24 protein-coding genes are annotated in these 17245 nt (G+C 32.6%); 22 read left to right on the top strand and 2 right to left on the bottom strand.

The window, feature by feature from the left end; translation table 11 throughout:
• The 21 genes from ACKI3Q_RS02550 to ACKI3Q_RS02450 all read left to right on the top strand — a co-directional run.
• On the top strand, positions 1 to 1218 hold a 1218-nt coding region (locus ACKI3Q_RS02550; protein ID WP_407413959.1), incomplete at its 5' end, for a right-handed parallel beta-helix repeat-containing protein.
• 340 nt (positions 1219 to 1558) lie between these two features.
• Positions 1559 to 1873 carry a Na+/H+ antiporter subunit E gene (locus tag ACKI3Q_RS02545; RefSeq protein ID WP_407413957.1) on the top strand — a complete coding sequence of 105 codons (315 nt, stop codon included), beginning with the start codon at positions 1559 to 1561 and terminating at the stop codon, positions 1871 to 1873.
• Positions 1874 to 1924: 51 nt separating this feature from the next.
• Positions 1925 to 2188, top strand: a complete 264-nt coding sequence (locus tag ACKI3Q_RS02540) for a hypothetical protein (RefSeq protein ID WP_407413955.1) — start codon at positions 1925 to 1927, stop codon at positions 2186 to 2188.
• Positions 2188 to 2613, top strand: coding sequence for a cation:proton antiporter (locus tag ACKI3Q_RS02535; protein ID WP_407413953.1), 426 nt, complete (start codon positions 2188 to 2190; stop codon positions 2611 to 2613). The genes ACKI3Q_RS02540 and ACKI3Q_RS02535 overlap by 1 nt, the downstream gene beginning before the upstream one ends.
• Before the next feature lies 1 nt (position 2614).
• Positions 2615 to 2848, top strand: coding sequence for a DUF4040 domain-containing protein (locus tag ACKI3Q_RS02530; protein WP_407413951.1), 234 nt, complete (start codon positions 2615 to 2617; stop codon positions 2846 to 2848).
• A complete protein-coding gene (locus ACKI3Q_RS02525) occupies positions 2848 to 3234 on the top strand; it encodes a cation:proton antiporter subunit C (protein ID WP_295725700.1) in 387 nt (128 codons plus the stop codon). Before ACKI3Q_RS02530 ends, ACKI3Q_RS02525 begins: the two co-directional genes overlap by 1 nt.
• Positions 3224 to 4681: an energy conserving hydrogenase EhbF gene (gene ehbF, locus ACKI3Q_RS02520; RefSeq protein WP_407413961.1), complete on the top strand. Its 1458-nt coding sequence runs from the start codon at positions 3224 to 3226 to the stop codon at positions 4679 to 4681. Before ACKI3Q_RS02525 ends, ehbF begins: the two co-directional genes overlap by 11 nt.
• The gene (locus ACKI3Q_RS02515) at positions 4681 to 5016 is read left to right on the top strand and encodes a hydrogenase (protein WP_407413949.1); all 336 of its coding nucleotides are present in this window, start codon (positions 4681 to 4683) and stop codon (positions 5014 to 5016) included. The genes ehbF and ACKI3Q_RS02515 overlap by 1 nt, the downstream gene beginning before the upstream one ends.
• A complete protein-coding gene (locus ACKI3Q_RS02510; protein WP_407413947.1) occupies positions 5009 to 5284 on the top strand; it encodes an EhbH in 276 nt (91 codons plus the stop codon). The genes ACKI3Q_RS02515 and ACKI3Q_RS02510 overlap by 8 nt, the downstream gene beginning before the upstream one ends.
• On the top strand, positions 5281 to 5754 hold the full coding sequence (locus ACKI3Q_RS02505; protein ID WP_407413945.1) for an MnhB domain-containing protein: 474 nt from the start codon (positions 5281 to 5283) through the stop codon (positions 5752 to 5754). The genes ACKI3Q_RS02510 and ACKI3Q_RS02505 overlap by 4 nt, the downstream gene beginning before the upstream one ends.
• Positions 5751 to 6002, top strand: a complete 252-nt coding sequence (locus ACKI3Q_RS02500; protein WP_407413943.1) for an energy-converting hydrogenase B subunit J — start codon at positions 5751 to 5753, stop codon at positions 6000 to 6002. The genes ACKI3Q_RS02505 and ACKI3Q_RS02500 overlap by 4 nt, the downstream gene beginning before the upstream one ends.
• An 11-nt stretch (positions 6003 to 6013) precedes the next feature.
• Positions 6014 to 7414: a 4Fe-4S binding protein gene (locus ACKI3Q_RS02495; RefSeq protein ID WP_407413941.1), complete on the top strand. Its 1401-nt coding sequence runs from the start codon at positions 6014 to 6016 to the stop codon at positions 7412 to 7414.
• Complete coding sequence (locus tag ACKI3Q_RS02490; protein WP_407413939.1) at positions 7415 to 7906, top strand: 4Fe-4S binding protein; 492 nt, start codon at positions 7415 to 7417, stop codon at positions 7904 to 7906.
• Positions 7907 to 8353, top strand: a complete 447-nt coding sequence (locus ACKI3Q_RS02485) for an NADH-quinone oxidoreductase subunit B family protein (RefSeq protein WP_407413937.1) — start codon at positions 7907 to 7909, stop codon at positions 8351 to 8353.
• 8 nt (positions 8354 to 8361) lie between these two features.
• Positions 8362 to 9489: a nickel-dependent hydrogenase large subunit gene (locus tag ACKI3Q_RS02480; RefSeq protein WP_407413935.1), complete on the top strand. Its 1128-nt coding sequence runs from the start codon at positions 8362 to 8364 to the stop codon at positions 9487 to 9489.
• Positions 9490 to 9493: 4 nt separating this feature from the next.
• The gene (locus tag ACKI3Q_RS02475) at positions 9494 to 10495 is read left to right on the top strand and encodes a respiratory chain complex I subunit 1 family protein (protein WP_407413933.1); all 1002 of its coding nucleotides are present in this window, start codon (positions 9494 to 9496) and stop codon (positions 10493 to 10495) included.
• Positions 10496 to 10507: 12 nt separating this feature from the next.
• Entirely contained in the window at positions 10508 to 10771 is a 264-nt protein-coding gene (locus ACKI3Q_RS02470) for an energy-converting hydrogenase B subunit P (RefSeq protein WP_296795861.1), read from the top strand.
• Positions 10764 to 11423: a DUF5612 domain-containing protein gene (locus ACKI3Q_RS02465; protein WP_407413931.1), complete on the top strand. Its 660-nt coding sequence runs from the start codon at positions 10764 to 10766 to the stop codon at positions 11421 to 11423. Before ACKI3Q_RS02470 ends, ACKI3Q_RS02465 begins: the two co-directional genes overlap by 8 nt.
• A gap of 169 nt (positions 11424 to 11592) precedes the next feature.
• A complete protein-coding gene (locus ACKI3Q_RS02460; protein WP_407413929.1) occupies positions 11593 to 12432 on the top strand; it encodes an amino acid ABC transporter substrate-binding protein in 840 nt (279 codons plus the stop codon).
• A 25-nt stretch (positions 12433 to 12457) separates the two neighbouring features.
• The gene (locus ACKI3Q_RS02455) at positions 12458 to 13108 is read left to right on the top strand and encodes an amino acid ABC transporter permease (RefSeq protein ID WP_407413927.1); all 651 of its coding nucleotides are present in this window, start codon (positions 12458 to 12460) and stop codon (positions 13106 to 13108) included.
• Positions 13109 to 13117: 9 nt separating this feature from the next.
• Positions 13118 to 13801: an amino acid ABC transporter ATP-binding protein gene (locus tag ACKI3Q_RS02450; protein WP_407413925.1), complete on the top strand. Its 684-nt coding sequence runs from the start codon at positions 13118 to 13120 to the stop codon at positions 13799 to 13801.
• Between the two features lie 20 nt (positions 13802 to 13821).
• On the opposite strand, the gene ACKI3Q_RS02445 is transcribed toward ACKI3Q_RS02450, so the two are convergent.
• Positions 13822 to 14616, bottom strand: a complete 795-nt coding sequence (locus ACKI3Q_RS02445; protein ID WP_407413923.1) for a Dna2/Cas4 domain-containing protein — start codon at positions 14614 to 14616, stop codon at positions 13822 to 13824.
• A gap of 156 nt (positions 14617 to 14772) precedes the next feature.
• Positions 14773 to 15843, bottom strand: a complete 1071-nt coding sequence (locus ACKI3Q_RS02440) for a DNA polymerase subunit beta (protein WP_407413921.1) — start codon at positions 15841 to 15843, stop codon at positions 14773 to 14775.
• 167 nt (positions 15844 to 16010) lie between these two features.
• On the opposite strand from ACKI3Q_RS02440, the gene ACKI3Q_RS02435 reads away from it, so the two are divergent.
• Positions 16011 to 17084, top strand: coding sequence for a hypothetical protein (locus ACKI3Q_RS02435; RefSeq protein ID WP_407413919.1), 1074 nt, complete (start codon positions 16011 to 16013; stop codon positions 17082 to 17084).
• The last annotated feature ends 161 nt before the right edge of the window (positions 17085 to 17245 follow it).

Below are 17245 nucleotides of genomic sequence, written 5' to 3'. Positions count from 1 at the left end.
AATCAGGAATCTGGTGAGTTTTCTTCTTTCTTTATTAATAATACTGCGGGTGATGATAATGGTGGTGCTGTTTATGCTGAGTGGGATGTTAGTGCTGTAAATGCTTTGTTTGATGGGAATAGTGCTAAGGTTGATGGTGGTGCTGTTTATGCTGAAGACAATGTTAATGTAAGACATTGTTTGTTTGAAAATAATAAAGCGGTTGGAGCTAAAGTTCTTTTATGCTATGGTGGTGCTATTCGTGCAGAAGATGATGTAATAATCAATAATTGTACATTTAGAAAGAATTATGCTGAAAATAAAGGAGGTTCAGTTTACGCATCTAAAGTTATATTAGAAAATACTCCATCTTTCTTTGAAGATAATACTGCCAGAGATTATGGTGGAGCAATATACACTAATAAATTTGATAAAGATGTTAAATATGCTTCATTTATTAATAATAAAGCTGAAAATGATGATGGTGGTGCTATATATATTAATAATGAAAATTGGATTACTTTTTCAGAATGCACTTTTATAAATAATCGTTGTAATGATGAAGGTGGAGCAATCTATCTGGATTCAAGCCGTGCCCATTTAACTTTAAAAAATAATTATTTCCTCAATAATATGGCTGATGAAGGAAATTGTGTATATAATTGTGGTATTTATGATGAAATAAATGGTAATTATTGGCGGGTATTTCCATCTGATGGAAATAATGAGTTAATTGAATGGAAGTTTTGGCCATTTTCAAATATTCATCATGTTGATAGTAATCCTCGCCATATCGATAATAATCCTTTTTTGGTGTCTTGTTGCTATGGTTTAGTTGTTAAAGCTTCTCCGATTCTGGATGAATCAACTAATCAGGGTAATTTTAATGATCTTCAAAAGGAGATAAATAACTCTCCTGAGGTTTCTGTTTTAAATTTAACTCGGGATTATGAAGGGGCAGATGATACTATTATTATTTTGAATAAGGATTTAACTATTGATGGACAAGACCATACTATTGATTGTTTAGGAAAAGAAGATTGCAGTGCATCTCATTCAAGCAGTGATAATATAGTATTAAAAAATCTTAAAATTATTAATGGAAGGAATGATGATAATTACAATGGAGGTACTATTCATATTGGTGGTTCAGCTCAATACACTTTGGAAAATTATATTTTAAACAATAACTGGACAGATAATTATGGTGTAGCAATCTATGTAGATACTTTAAACTAAAAACATAGAATATTGGCGGTAACATTGCAAATGATAACCATGGTGGAGCAATAACACAAATCAAGTTGATGACTTAAAATGGACTGAACAGATTATGCCCAAAAAACAAAATAAAATTGAAAATGTTAGTTAAATTTTTTGCACTAACTTTTAAATAATTTAATTAATCAAATAATTTTTTTTAAATTATTTAATAATTTTAAAACTGATTTTACTTATATTTTTTATAAATTTTTTTTTCAAAAGCATACATTTATAATAAATAATCATGATAAATATTACTGTATAATTATAATGTCAATTTTTTGACTTTAAATTCAATTGAAATGGAGCTTGTTTAATGTTTTTGACTAGGATTGTTTATGGAATAATTTATTTCTTAGACCTTATTTACGAAATTATTAAATCAACGATAGACGTTGTCTTTAATAAGATTATGAGAAGAGATATTAATCCTGTAGTTATAGATGTCGAGACAGTTTTAGAAAGACCTGTTTCTCAGACAATTTTGGCAAATAGTATTTCATTAACTCCAGGAACTTTATCTATAGATTTAGATTCTGAAAATCAAATTATTAAAGTAGCTGCTATTTCTCCAAGAAGTAAAGAGGATATTATTCCTTTTGAACCATATATTAAGAAGATGTTAGAGTAGATTTGTTAAAATGACGCTTCTTTATATTTAAATTAATCGAGTGGGATATTAATGGACATATTGATTATTTCAAAATATATTTTAATTGTGGCAATTGTCATAATGATGATTGCTGCACTGAGGATAAGTGCCTACAGGACTACATCAATGGGGCTGCTTGGAAGTTCTGTTGTAGTTGTAGCTTTTGCTGTAGCTTTACTTATTTTTGGTGATATGTGGAGTCTCGCTTTTTATAGGGATATATCATTAGCTTTAATATTCTTTGGATTTGTAGGTACTGTTGCTTTTGCTGTTGTTGCAGGGGGCGATAAGTGATGGTTGTTGAGATTATACAATCGATCCTCCTATTGATTGCAGCATTTTTAGTAATTGTGTCTGCTGTTGGTCTTGTAACTCTTTCTAGCAATAGAAAGAATGCTGTTTATGGAAGAATTCATATTGTTGGGATTTTTGATGTTGCTTGTGTTATAGCAATGATTGGATTAGGTCAATATTTGCTTGCAGGAATATACTTTATTCTAGCACCATTTACGGCTCATGCAATAGCTAATGCTTTCTATAAAAGTGAAGATGTTGAAAATAATGCGGAATTAAATGTTGTTGAAGAAGATGTGGATAATTCAAATCCGTTTATTGTTCCAAAAGCTAAAGCTCAAGAATTGGAAGATGATGATTCTGAAAAGCTTAAGGCGGATGATCGTTTCACAATTTCAACTTTAGATATTATTGAGGAGGAGTAAGATGATAGAATATATATTAATGATTATAACAATTTTAAGTGCTATTCTTGCCCTCATTCAAAAGGATTTATTAAAAGCAGCGATATTAACAGGATTTTCCGGAGGAGCTCTTGCAGTTTTATTCCAAGTATTGCTGGCTCCTGATGTTGCATTGACTCAAGCTATTGTGGGTGCAGCTATTGTTCCTGTATTTATTGCATTGGCTGTTAAAAAAACACAAAGAGGTGATGCATGATGGCTGAAACTCAACTTGCTATATTATTTACATCAATTGCTCTAGTTGTCATTGGTCTTTATGCTGCAATCTTTGTAGATAATATTATTAAAAAAATCATAGGTATCAGCTTTATAGAAGAGGGGGCCAATTTGTTCATTGTTGGAATTGGTTATAAAGCTGGCGGTATTGTTCCAATTTTAATGCCGAATATGGATCCAGCATGGTTTGCTTCAAATGCGTCTTATCCACTTCCTTATGGTTTAGTACTTACCAGTATAGTAATTGGGGCTAGTACCCTTGCAGTTATGCTTGCTTTAGTAATGGTTCTTTATAGGAAATATGGAACTTTAAGTACTAGTGTAATGTTGGCTGACACATCAAAACAGGAGGAATATAATGAATGAACTAATTCCATTGATGGTTATTATTCCTATGGTGGCAGCATTACTTTTAAGTGCTTTTTCAAAATTTGATAAACTCATTAGAATTCTGGCATTTGTTGTTGCAATTTGTTTGCCGATTATTCCGATTGTATCAAATTACGGTCTGCACTACTTTGGCGGATACGAACCGATGGTTGATAACATAACGAATATAGTTTATCATCCGGCAATTACATATTCATTCAATTTCATGCAGCAATGTTTTATTGCAATGATAGGAATTTTGACATTTTTAGTTGTCTTTATTTATTTAACCAAGTATAAAAAAGTGTCCGGTCCGTATTTATTCCTATTATTCATGGGTACTGCTGCTGTAACGGCATTAATACTCACTGACGATATATTCCACATGTTTGTGTTCTTTGAAATTTTGGCACTTGCACAGGTGGGTATTGTAGCGGCATCATCAATTGATTACAGTTATGAAATGGCTTTAAAATACATGATTTTGGGTTCAATTGGAAGTCCTATGATGCTTTTAGGAATTGGATTCCTATTGGCTATGACAGGTACTGTTAACGTTACTGATATTGTAGCGATAATTCGCGGAGGTCTTTTGGATGTTACCTCTCCAGTATTCTTGTTATCATTAGGTTTAATATTCTTTGGATGGTTGTATGCATCAGGTTTACCTCCATTCCATACTATTAAGTCTGGTATTTACAGTAAGGCAGAGCCTCATGGTGCAGCTTTACTTCAATCATTTACTGTTATTTCAATGATTTCAATTGTACTTATAATGTTTAGAATATACTCAACATTACCGATATTTGAAGTCCTTATAGTATTGTTCTCAGTTATTGCAATGATATTGGGTGTATCTATGGCTTTAACCCAAACGGACTTTAGACGTATGATTGGATTTTTAGCTGTAGGAGAACTTGGTTTCATAGGTTTGGGTATAGGTCTTGGAACTCAATTTGCATTAACTGCCGGTTTGTTCCAGGCTTTAAATGAAATTGTTATCACTGCATTGTTATTCATTGGATTTGGAGCTATTGTCCATTCAACCAACGAGGTTGATACCCGTAAATTGGGAGGTCTTTTGGCATATCACCCTAAAGTAGGAATTATGCTATTATTTGGTGGTTTGGCTATGGCTGGTGTTCCTCCTTTTAATGGTTTCCAATCTAAATTAATGTTAGTTCAGGCTTCTTTAAGTTGTGGTTATCCCGAATTGTCCATTTTAACTATTATGGTCAGCATTGCTACTTTTGTAGTATTTGTTAAAACATTCTACTCTATGTTTTTAAGACCAAAACCACATGATTTAGAAGTTGCAGATAAAGAGGTTCCAAAAGCAATGGTTTTCACTATGTTTATACTATTGATTCTTATTATTGCATTAGGTTTATTCCCTGATGTTGTAACTAACGGTATTTCTAACTATGTAGGGGGCTTGTTATAATGAAACTTTATGATCAACTGTTTTATGTTGTAAAAAGATTTAAAAAGTTATTCTCTCCTGGTCCAGTAACCAATGCTGATGTTTCAGGAAGTATTACTGCAGAAATATTTATAATTGTTTCAATTGTAATTGCAAGTTTGCTGCTTAGGCATGTCAATGTTTTGCTTGCCGGTTTAGTTACTTTAATATTGGCTGTTGTCTTAATAACAAGCATTCCTCTTCTTCCTAAATTCAGAATTGAACAAGAGGATTCTCTAAATAAAATGTTATTCTATGCAGTCATTACATTAGGTTTTATTGTTATATTCTTATACTGGGGTGGTGTCCTTGTCTAATCAGGTTAGAAATTTATTTGCTGCTGTTATAACTACAATATTGGCAGTTACATTATTCGATGCAGTTTTCCATATTAGTAAAATGATTACTCCAGGTGTAAGTAATATTTATAATGCATTAGGAACCAAAATCGCTCCGAATATGGTAACTGCAGTTATTTTTGATTTCAGAGGTTATGATACATTAGGTGAATCAATTATACTTTTAACTGCAGGACTTGTGGTTTTACTTGTATTTGGAAGAGGAAGATTGGGAGGTAAACTATGAGTCAAATTCTTAAGTTGATAGCGTTACCAATTTCAATTATTTTAATATGTTTGGGTATAACGACTATTCTTGGAGGACACATAACTCCTGGTGGAGGTTTCCAAGGTGGAGCCATGATTGCGTCTGGAGTTATATTATCAATCCTTGTTTATGGATTGGGTAATTCTCCTTTGGAATTTTCACATACTTATATTGAAGTATTTGAATCAATCGGAGCTTTAGGATATATTGCTTTAGGTTTGGTAGGTTTATTTGCAGGAGGATTTTTCCTCTATAATGTTGGAGCAGATATATTTAATATTGTTCCTGCATCTATCCAATCAGTATTCCATTATCCGGATGTGACTAATGCAGGTATCATTCCTTACTTAAATATCTTTGTAGGTTTAAAGGTATTTGTTGGATTGAGCGCTATTGTAATTGCATTTGCAGGCTTTAAAAAATTTGTTGAGGAGGATGCTGAGAAATGATAGCTATTGGACCAATCATTTTTGGATTCATTCTAGGTTTAATTATTGGATCCCAAATCAAAACGGGCAATATCAGTGACACGTCATTTAAAACTTCCTCTTATGTAGTTATAATAATTGCTGCATTAATAATGGCATGGCAAATTGGTGAATTTCCATTTTATGAATATATTCCATTATCAACAGCATTTGTATCAGCTTTAATCGGTATTTTGTTGTCTAAATTTATATTCGCAAGGAGTAGCTAGGAGGTGTTAAAATGTTTTTATCAACTAATACATGTGAAGGAAAAGGAGAATGTATTAAAGAATGTCCTACAAAAGCGATTCGTTTAATCAATGGAAAGGCTTTTAGCTGTCTTACTTGCGGAATCTGTTATGAAAACTGTCCGAATGATGCAATATTTGTTAATAGTTATGGGGGATATGTTATAGACAGAGCCAAATGTAATGGCTGTGGAATCTGTATGTATAACTGTCCAACAAACAATATTCACATTGAAGACGGTATCGTTTATGGTTTATGTTCACGTTGTGGTGTTTGTGCTGAGATTTGTCCGTCCAGAGTTGACGGGGCAGAATTCACTCGTGAAAAACAGATTAATTTCATAAATTCAATGAATATATTGATTCCAAATATCGATAATCTTCCTTTAAAATCAGAAAAGGTTAAGGAAGTAACGAGAGGATACTTTGGAACTGACTTTGATAAATGTATATTCTGTGGAAGATGTTCTGAATATTGTCCAATGGGTGCAATTGATGTTGTACAGGATAGGGCTGATGGAATTTGTAGGGAATGTAAAATCTGTTATGATGTCTGTCCTAACGGGTCAATGAATAAGTTCCAAATGATTAAGAAGGATACCTGTACACTTTGTCTTAATTGTATGAAAGCATGTCCAAATAATGCAATATCTTTAGACGACTTTAAGCTGACTGTTAATAAGCTCAATCAGGAACCTACAGGTCATTTGGTTTCATGTCTTAACTGCGGATTATGTTCTGATTTATGTGAAAATGAATCTCTTATTAAGGATGGTGGCAGATTGAGATATGATCCGATTAGGGATGTTGATTCAACTCATGATGTAGCCATTAGTCATTGTCCAGTTAATTCACTGCATGAAGACGATGAAATGTTTATTTATGATGAATTTGATGAAACAGAACTTCCAACACTTGCAGGATTCTGTGTAAGCTGTGGAAAATGTGTTCAAGTTTGTGATGCAGTCAATGCAAGGCAATATAAAGTAGCTAAATGGGATGGAAAAGTTTCAGATGATTGTATTTCATGTGGAATATGTTGTGAAGAGTGTCAGGAAGATGCTATTACATTGTACAGGGGAACAATTTCAGTAGATTTAGGAAAATGTATATTGTGTGAGAACTGTGCTGTACACTGTCCTGTTGATGCAATTCCTAGAACAACAATGTATAAGGCAAAAATTAGTGGAGGTTTCAATTTAATTGACCAAAAACTATGTATGCATTGTGGTTTATGTCATAAGGTCTGTCCATATGAGGCAATTGATGAAGTTGACGGTAAATTTGTAGTTAATGAAGAAGAATGTATTTATTGCGGAACCTGTAAGAACAGCTGTCCTGCCAATGCATTTATCTTTGAGAGAAACTTTAAAGATTCAATTGAGGGTGTTTAAATGAAAAGTATGATAAGAGTAGCTTTGGAAGGAGCGTTCACTAACTTTAAAAGAATCTTTTTCGCTGCTGATAGGGTAACTGATATGGATTTAAGAAATCAGATTGCTACATTATCCGTGGAAGTAGATGATAGGGTTGATGAATCTGCATGCATTGGCTGTGCAGGTTGTGCTAATGTTTGTCCAACAAATGCTATAGAAATGAAAAATCTAACGAGTCCAGTTAAGATAACTGATGGTTGGGTTAAAAATCAAGTGCCTGAAATTAATCTTGAAAAATGTATTGTTTGCTATTATTGTCATGATTTTTGTCCGATATATTCACTTTATGGGCAAAAAGGAACAATTCATCCAAGTTGTGTCGGAGACCAAGAGGTTAATGTCGATGAATTAATGACACAACCATTTAAAATTTCAGATGATAAACTTAAAGTTATTTCAACTTATCTTTCAGACAAAACTGTATTAAAAAATAATGAGGATGGTGAATAAATGGGTATTAAATCTTTTTCAAGAGCAAGGGCAATTCATATCATGCTGGTTTATACTGGCGGATGTAACGGTTGCGATATTGAGATTGTAAATACTGTATTATCTCCAAGATTTGATGCTGAGCAATATAAGGTTTTCTTGACTTGGAATCCTCGTGAAGCTGATGTTTTGGTTGTCACAGGACCGGTTACTCATTTGAATAGAAAACCTTTGGAAGCTATTTATGAAGCTATTCCTGACCCTAAATTAGTTGTAGCTGCTGGAAGTTGTGCATTAATGGGTGGAGTATATAAGAATATTCATGGAGATATTCCATCAGAGGAAATTGAAGGACCAGTTGAAAATGTCATACCTGTTGCTGCTAAAGTCCCTGGATGTGCAGTAAGGCCTCAAGATGTTTTAGCTGGAGTGGTATCATTATTACCAACATTATTAGATGCGGATTAGGTGATTAAATGGAGGAAAAAGTACCAAGAAGTAATATTATAGAAACAGAAATTCCACTGGGTACAGTTCACCCAGCTGCATTGGAACCTTATAGAGTAAGGCTTTTTGTTGAAGATGAAATCGTTCAGGAAGCTGAAATAACAATTGGTGTTAATCATAGGGGTATTGAAAGAATAATGGAAGGTTTGCCTGTTGAAAAAGCAAATTCTTTAACTGAAAAGATTTGTGGAATTTGTTCAAATTCACATATCTGGAATTCATGCAGAACTGCTGAAATGGGTCTAGGCATTGAAATACCTGATAGGGCTCTTTATATTAGGGTTATAATGGGAGAACTTGAAAGATTACACTCACATTTCCTTTATTTAGCACACGGCTGTGAAACCGTAGCTCATGAAACATTTTCAATGAGGGTATTTTACTTAAGAGAAATAGTCATGGAACTCCTTGCAATGATTGGGGGAAATAGAGTTCAATACGGTTGTTCTGTTTTAGGCGGTGTAAGGCCAAGATGCGATTTGGATGAAGCGAAATTGCAAAGGCTTAAAGATGATATGGATAAAGTTGAAGCAGGATTAACTGATTTTGCTGAAAGGTTCATGGCAGATTCAATATTGATTTCAAGAGTCACTGGTGTCGGTGCACTTCCGGCAAAACAAGCTATTAGGTTGGCTGTTACCGGCCCATCTTTAAGGGCGACTGGTGTTGCAAGAGATTTAAGAACAACAATGTTTGAATATGATGATTTTGACTTTAATGTAATTACTCAACCTGATGGTGATGTTAAATCTAACTTATTGATGAGAGCATTGGAATCATTCGAATCAATTAAAATCATTCGTCAAGCTATTGCCAATATTCCTGAGGGAAAAGTTGTAAATAGGGATTGGGAAATGTTTGACACAGATTTAAATGAAAGTTATATTGAAGTTCCAAGAGGAACACTTTATCATTCTTATGCATTGGAAAGCGGAAGGGTAAGACATTGTATTATTAGAACTCCATCAATGGCTAATATTGGTGCAATGCAATATGCTTGTATTGGAGATCATGTTACTGATGCACAATTGTGTATTGTACAGTGCGACCCTTGTTTTACCTGTACTGATAGAGCAATAGAAATTATAAGGAGATAGAATCATGTTTGAAACTACTACTGTAATAAATTCAATTTTAGCAGTCATAATAACTGTAGTTGTTTGCTTTTTAATATCTACATTATTGCCTGGAATTGAAAGAAAATATGTTCATGCTAGAATTCAACAAAGAATCGGACCTCCGGTTACAAGTCCGGGTATTATGGCTCCTATCAAATTCTTATTTAAGGAAAATATCAAACCATCTTCTCCAGTACCTGGATTATACAAAGCATTACCAATAATATGCTTTTTAGTCGTATTGTCTATGATGATAGCTGTTACTCCTTATGCATATGCAATTCCTGCTCTTTCAAGTTTGGTAGCAATCGTAGGTTTTCTAAAGGTAGAAGAAATTTGTTATGTGTTAATGGGGTCTTTATCCAAATCTATAATGTCTGTTAGAATGCCTTTCCCTGATAGGGTAAAAGGTGCAGCTCATTTGAATACTACACTTTCATTCATTGAAGATATCAGTGCAAAAAGATCTCTAAGAATGATTACATATGGTTCATTTCCATTATATTTGGCATTATTTGCTCCAGTAACTGCTGCAAGAAGCATTTTCCTTAATGATATTGTTACATATCAACAAGCAAATGGACCGTTCTTATTTACAGTGGCTGGTGGAATAGCTGCTGTTGTATTTTTCATTGGGTATATGATTATTTTGAATGAGTATCCATTTTCAATAATTAAAGCTAAATGTGATGTTATCGAAGGACCATACATGGAATATGCGTCAAAATATAGGTCAATAGTCTTTATTACAAGAGGATTTTTAATGTTTACAATGGGTGTTTTATTTTCAGTATTATTTATTGGAGTTCCACCAAACATATTCTCTCCAACTATACTCATTAATATAGCTGTTGTTTTAGTATTTGTATTGATGATGGGAATATTTTCAGCATTTACTCCTGTATTTACAAACAGACAGTTATTGCCAACTATTCTTGGTGCTACATTACTTGGAATATTATCTATTGTACTTGGATTATTATAAGAGGTGATTATTATGAAATTTGTTATGAGACCATATCATATAGTAAGTCTTGGAGGCTATATTGTAGAATGGGATTTTCCTTATAGAAATCTTATAGTAGTAAATAAAACCTCTGAACCAATAAAAGTTGAAATACCAGTATTTCACGAAGAATGGATTGCTGAACATCGGGAATTAGGTCTTGATGTAATTCCTGTCAATCGTGAAGATAATTATTTGCGCATGTGGAAAAAGGCGCATGCTGAATTAGATAAAATTAGGCCACAAAATGAATGATTATAGTATAACAATACAATCCTGTGAGAAGAAAGGAGTTTTGGATGATATTACTAGCATAATTACTAGTTATGGTGCTAATATCAGTTATACTCATCTTTATGTCGAAAAAAATAATGTGGGTTCGATTAATTTTGAACTTGAACATGTGGATGATATTAACAGCTTAATCAAAGATTTGAATGATATTCCTGAAGTTAAATCTGTTGAACTGCATGGTTCTCAGTTAGATATTTATGGAAAGCGTATTATTATTGTTGGTGGCGGTGCTCAGGTATCTCAGGTTGCTATGGGTGCTATTACTGAAGCGGATAGACATAATATACGTGGAGAACGGATAAGTATCGATACAATCCCTTTGGTCGGAGAACATAATATCGCCGAAGCTGTTGAAGCTATTTCAAGATTGCCTAGAGTCAGTGCTTTGGTTCTTGCAGGTTCTTTGATGGGTGGAGAGATTACAGAATCCGTTAAAAAAGTCAAAAAAGAGAATAATTTAATTATTATTTCTCTAAATATGCCGGGAAGTGTAACAGAATTTGCCGATTTGGTTATTACTGATCCAGTTCAGGCAGGTGTTTTAGCTGTAATGTCTATTGCTGATACTGCGGTATTCGATATTAATCGTTTGGGAGACAACAAAAAATTTTAATTTTTCAGTCTGCCCAATTAAATATTTTTTTCTTTTTTTTCTAATTTATTATTTTTTTTTAAAGAAAGTATGAATCCATATCTTATATATAAATATGTAAAACAACAAACTATTTTTATATATTAGAATTTATTTTTTCTAATATTATTATGGTATATGGGTGTTAAAAATGAAGAAAAAAATAGGTTTTATTTTAGTTTTAGTAGTTATAGCCTTTTTAGTCATGGGTGCTGTTAGTGCAGGATTGTTTGACTTTTTAGGCAGTGGAAATAATAATAATTCCACTAGGGTAGCCAATAATAACACTACTTTTATTGTTGGTTTTGATGCTGAATTCCCTCCTTATGGGTATAAAAACGGATCAGAATATGTTGGTTTTGATTTAGATTTAGCACGTGAAGTTTGTAATAGAAACAATTGGACATTTGTAGCACAACCTATTGACTGGGATGCAAAAGACGCGGAATTGAATTCCGGTTCAATCGATTGTATTTGGAACGGTTTCACAATAAATGGCAGAGAAAAAAATTATACTTGGTCTGAACCATATATCGACAATAAACAAGTCGTTGTTGTAAAATCAGATTCTGGTATTAAGTCTTTAGCTGATTTGAAAGGTAAAAATGTTGAAACACAAAAAGATTCATCTGCATTACATGCTCTCCAAGGGGATAATAAAACAATTGGAGATTCATTCAGTAATCTAGTACAAGTCGCAGATTATAATACTGCATTTATGGATTTAAAATCTGGTGCTTGTGATGCTGTTGCAATAGATATTGGTGTAGCACAATATCACGTCAATTCAGATAACAGCACAGGCAACTTCGTAATCTTAAATGAAACTATTTCATCCGAACAATATGGTGTTGGTTTTAAATTAGGCGATACTCAATTGAAAGACCAAGTCCAAAAAACTTTGGATGAAATGTTTGCTGATGGTACTGTTACTAAAATCGCACAAAACTACACAGAATATGGTGTTCCTGGTTCCCTTATTCAAAAATAGATTTTGGATTGAGGTAGAATAGCATATGATTTTAAGTTCTATGGTAAGTCTTTTGATGGAAGGTATGATTACTTCCATCGAAATTTTCTTACTTACCTTATTATTTTCACTTCCATTGGGATTATTAATTGCATTTGGAAGAATGAGTAAGTTTACACCTCTTAGACTGTTGATGAAAGTCTACATTTCTATTATGAGAGGTACGCCATTGATGTTGCAGTTAATTGTAGTATTCTTTGGTCCATATTATATATTTGGAATGACTCTTTCTCCGGATTATCGTTTTATAGCAGTTATAATAGCATTCTCCATGAATTATGCGGCATACTTTGCTGAAATTTATAGGGGTGGTATTGAAGCTATTCCTAGAGGACAATACGAGGCTGCACAGGTTTTGGGGTATGGTAAAGTACAGACATTTTTCATAATCATATTGCCACAAGTATTCAGAATTATTCTTCCTTCAGTAACAAATGAGATTATTACTCTTGTAAAGGATACTTCATTATCATTTGTAATTGCAATTCCGGAAATGTTTACAGTTGCAAAACAAATTGCTGCAGCTGATGCTTCAATTGCGGCATTGCTTGTTGCAGGTATATTCTATTATGTATTCAATGTACTTGTTGCATTTGTAATGGCACGTCTTGAAAAACGTTATGATTATTTAAGTTAAGGGGATATTATGAGTTTATTGGAAGTTAAAAATCTTAAAAAAAGTTTTGATGAAAATGTTGTACTTAAAGATATTTCCCTTAATGTTGAAAAAGGTGAAGTATTATGTATAATAGGGCCGTCAGGTTCTGGAAAATCCACATTACTTCGTTGTATCACTGATTTAGAGCAGGAAGATAGTGGAGAAATTAATTTTGACGGAACATTTGGATTGGTGTTTCAGGATTTTAATTTATTCCCTCATCACAGTGTTTTAAAAAATATTACTAATGCTCCTTTAAAAGTTCAAAAAAGAGATAAAAATGAAGTTTTAAAATCCGCTCGTGATTTACTTAAAAAGATGGGTTTGGAAGATAAGGAAGATTCTTATCCCCATGAATTGTCTGGGGGTCAACAGCAAAGAGTTTCCATTGCTCGTGCTCTTGCAATGAATCCGGATATTTTGTTTTTTGATGAACCTACTTCAGCATTGGATCCAGAATTAACTGGAGAAATTCTTGTTGTAATTAGGGATTTGGCTGCTGAAAATATGACTATGGTAATTGTTACTCACGAGATGGCATTTGCACGTAATGTCGGGGATAAAATAATCTTTATGGATGACGGATATATTATTGAAGAAGGAACTCCTGATGAGGTATTTTCTTCAGATAATGCTAGAATGAAGGAATTCTTAGGAAAATTCTATGATTAAAAAAGAATTAGGGAAAATCCCTATTCTTTTAAACATATATTTTTATATTCACAATTTCCACATTTTTTATCGTTTATTTTTACTGTAGGCACTTTTTTATTGTATTCTATTTCTTTTACTTCATTTATGATTTCAAACAGTGCTTTTCTTATATTAACATCAATTACTACAGGCCGTCTTTCATTAATTTTTGCATAATCGACAAATCCTACAAAGACTTCGGTTTCAAATTCTTCTTCTATTAATATGGCATTAGCGGCTAAATCTATTGCATCCTGATCCCAAACTCCTTTAAGTGGGGGAGTTGAATGTTTAATGGATATGGGATAATATTTTCCGTCAACAATTTCAATTTTATCACATAATCCCATTACTTCTAATCTCGTGTCTTTTAAAAGGTAGGAATACATGCAATTCGGGAAGAACATGTCTACTATTCCAAATCCATTCTTTCCTAAAAGTTCCATTGCTTGCTTGGCCTTTAATGCATGATTTTTTATATTGAAGTAGGTCTCATTATTTATTTCAAGTATTTGGTCTGTAGTTAAGCCCAAATCCATATTTTGGATTGCAGAAAATGTGCTTTCAAGATAATTTGCAATATTTTCGGATAATGTATCCTCAATTTCGCTTATGTTCATTTCTTTCTTTAATTTTCTCATATTCTTTTGTATCAGGTCCTGTGTGTCTATTTTGATCTTTTTCAATTCTATATTTAATTGTATATCATTGCTTATTGATGTATCAACATGCGTTTGCAAATATAATTTCATTGGACAATACATGTGTGATTTGATTGAAGATATGTTTATCATTTTTTAACCTCTTAATTTTGTAATATTAGATTGCACATCTTAATATAAATAAATAGAGGTTTTAAATACAGTTAATTCTTTAAAAATAAATAAATATGGTGATGTTAGGTTAAATATATATTTTTAAGTTAATTTTTATGGTTTAGAGCAATTTTTTCATGCTGGAGGTATTTTTAGCTTGAGATATTCATCAATTGCTTCGCGGGTAGTGCCAACAACAAGCCTGTAATGGTCTTCCTTACCTTCAGTAATAACTTTTTCAACTTTTCCTTTAGCTATTACATGTTCTCCGTCAACTACCTCTCCTGCATATGTATGTGTAAATGATACAACTTCCACAATGTCTTTTTCAACACCTTCAAGAATTTCAAGGTTTTCGATGGTGTATAATGATGGATTATCAAAAGCTCCAAGTGCACTTACAATGTCACATTCAATTTTGGCTATTCCTTGAGGTTCGTATCTTGTATCTCCCCAGGTACCTTCAATTTCATCATATCCTTTAGTTGCTAAAATATCAAATAATGTGCCGTCAATTGTTCCACGATTAGCTTTTCTGTTTTCGTACCATTTAAACTCTTCAGGGGTTAGGCTTGAATCACTCATTCTTTTATTGTAAACAAAATTCCAGTAATCGTCTGTAATTCCGTTTAAAGTAATGTGTTTATCCACTTCTTCAATATAAACTTCTTCATTTCTGTGTTTTTTGAATGATTCAATAGCTTTCCTGTGATTGTCAAGTCCATAAATAACATAATCGAGGTCTGAAACATCATCTTTTTGAAGTCCCGGCAGAATTGACCCAGAAATACCCATATCTTCATAATCAACTCCTGCAATGTAGTGGAAAAAGTCACAAACATCCATTAATTTAGATATGATTTCCGGGTTTTTAACTTCTCCTCCGGATTCAAAAGTCTTTTTTAGGCCAAGTAATCTGTTTTCCGGTTTGATTACTCTTTCAACTTTGTCTAGGGGAACACCCATCATTTCAACATTGGTGACATCACAGAAATATAGATACTCAGGGTAATTTTCACGTAAATATGAATAAGCTTCTTGTGAACCTACTTTTCTGTATCTAATTCCGTCTTTTTCACGATCTCCATTTTCATCAGGGATATATCTTAAAAATGAGATGTATCTATCATCAGGATGGATATAATTTGTTGATGCAAAGTACATTCCATCTGTCGTGTAAATAAAATCTCTTGTTCTTACTTGCATAAAAAATAACTCCTTTACATCATTTTTTATATAAACTATTAAATTTAATTTTTGATTTTTAAATACTAACTTTTTTATTCTATTAATCGATATATATATATCTGTTCAATAGTGTTAATCATGGAGGTGAAAATATCAATAAAATTGCAATAAGTGCATTAATAATAGTGGCTATAGGATTAGTTGCCGGGGGCTTTGCATTTGTTACAAATGGGGATTTTGCTCATGTGGCAGATAATTTAGTTTCTAATGAAGTATCTGATGCATCTAATGGTGATGTTTCTTCAAACAATAATCAAACAGTTAATAATGCTTCTTTAGATAAAGATAAACAAGCTAATGAGTTTTCTTTAAGCAATATTCAAAATAAAGTCACATCAAATCATGCATCTCTGATGGCGAATAATGTTGCAGATAACAATGTTGTCACACGGTTCATGAATGTTGCATTCGCATCATATAATGGGGATTCAGACTTGTTTAGTCAAAATATTGGGGATAATCAAGTTTTTGACCCATGGAATAATATAAATAAAAATGAATATGTTTTGTCTCCAAATTATGCTGAACACATATTCATAAAAATTGGTCAAGATTTCACTGATAAATATGGATACTGTGTTGCAGATGGTGGATTCATACCTTTAGGCAACATTACAAAAGCAATTTCCGCTGACTATATATGTGATTTAAGTTGTGGAATTGATGATTGTTACTTTGATTTGTCTACAAATCCGTATATTTATGATTATGGTGATGCTGAATTCTATATAAAATATGGGGATTTCCCTTCTGAGATTCAAAAACAAAGTGAAGCATACATTTCAGATTATTATAATACCAATTATAAGCCAGTTGACGGTCAGGATGATGTATATGTGAATGTTCATCAGGATTTCACGGATAAATATGTATTATGTATGGATTGTGGAAGATACGTGCCATTAGGTACTATTACAACGCCTTTAAAAGATATTATGATATGTGACTATCCGAGACACTTCGGAGATAATGTATATTTCGATATTGACCACCCTGCTGTAATCGGTCCTGATGATGCAATTGCTTCATGGGATTCATTTAATGAACAACGTTATTCAAACCCGGATTATCATCCAATACACTATGATGAACCAGGATATGGTGAAGAAGACTTTTCAGCTTATTATTCTAATAATGTTGAGTCTTCACAGCAGAATATTGATGTAAATGTTGTAGGAAATGTAAGTGATTTCGCTTAAATTTCCATCATTTTATTTTTTTTTCTTTTTTCATATGCCTTCTGTCAATATATTATCAATAGATAATTCAACAATTAATTTTAATTAATTTTTCAGCATTTTTAATTAAAGATAAAATCCATTTTCATTAAAAATATTATTCATTATTTTAATTAAAACAC

The organism is Methanobrevibacter sp., assembly GCF_045636185.1.
Lineage (GTDB): Archaea > Methanobacteriota > Methanobacteria > Methanobacteriales > Methanobacteriaceae > Methanocatella.
Note: the sequence above shows the minus strand (reverse complement) of the source record. Positions and strands in the feature narration are given on the sequence as shown.